The following is a 1,020-nucleotide window of genomic DNA, read 5'->3' on the forward strand; positions in this document are numbered from 1 at the left end:
TCATGTGCAGATTGATACAGCAATGTCTGCACAGAACATAATTTATAAGGAACATTGTCAGTGAAAATGTCAGTTCGTAAAAAGTTATATGCGAGCTTTGGTGCGATTTTGGCAACAATGTTGGTGATGATCGCGATTATTACGTTTGAAGTGATTAATTCACATAAAGTGGCACAAGAAGTCAGAACAGACGACGTCCCAGAGACCATCGGATACATGGCTTTGATCGATGAAGCTGGCGATATTTATCGAGATGCTGTCGGTATGATCATCAATACCAGTGGTGCACAACGTGAATATCAATCGAACAAGAAAGAGTTTGCCTCTGCGTTGGCTGATGTAAAACGTCTTGAAACCGCTGGTGGAGAAGACTATCGCAATATCGAAAAAATTGAGCAGCTTATGGCGAATTTTACGTCGAGCTTTGAGAGCCAAATTCAGCCGAATATTGGGCATCGCAGTTTAGAAGAAAACGTTGAGCAAGTCCGTCAGTTGTACGAGGTGAATCTAGCCCCAATTGAAGACATGCTCAATGCGGCGACGGCAGAAGGCCGACAAAGCACACATGATGCGCTTCTCCAATTGACCGATTCATTCAACGATATTGAGAACACCATTTACGCGCTAGGTACGCTTGCGGCGATCGCAACAGTGTTCATTGCATACTTGTTGTCTAATTCAATCACAGGGCGTTTGACCGCACTGGATACTTTGGCACAACGTGTGGCGGAAGGCGATTTGACAGCTTCTCCTATCAAAGACGAATCGGGTGATGAGCTTTCTAACTTAGCGACCTCTTTAAATAAAATGCAGGCATCTCTAACGGGGTTGATCGGCTCTATTTCAGTCGTGTCTGAAGAAGTTAAGTCGGTAACGAGTGAGTTGTCTGTTGTTAGCCAAGACATTGTTTCTGGTGCGAGTAGCCAAGCCGACAAAGCGAACCTCATCGCAACGGCAGCAGAAGAGCTGAGTTTGACCATTTCACAAGTGGCGGAACAAGGTGCGTCTACGTTTGAAGAA

General features: G+C 45.0%; 1 protein-coding gene. It reads left to right on the forward strand.

All coding sequences use genetic code 11. The features are described from left to right. Positions 1-66: 66 nt before the first annotated feature. Positions 67-1,020: methyl-accepting chemotaxis protein (locus R8O11_RS25335; RefSeq protein WP_318194626.1), on the forward strand; the 954-nt coding region annotated here is incomplete at its 3' end.

Source organism: Vibrio sp. 1288 (genome assembly GCF_033344475.1).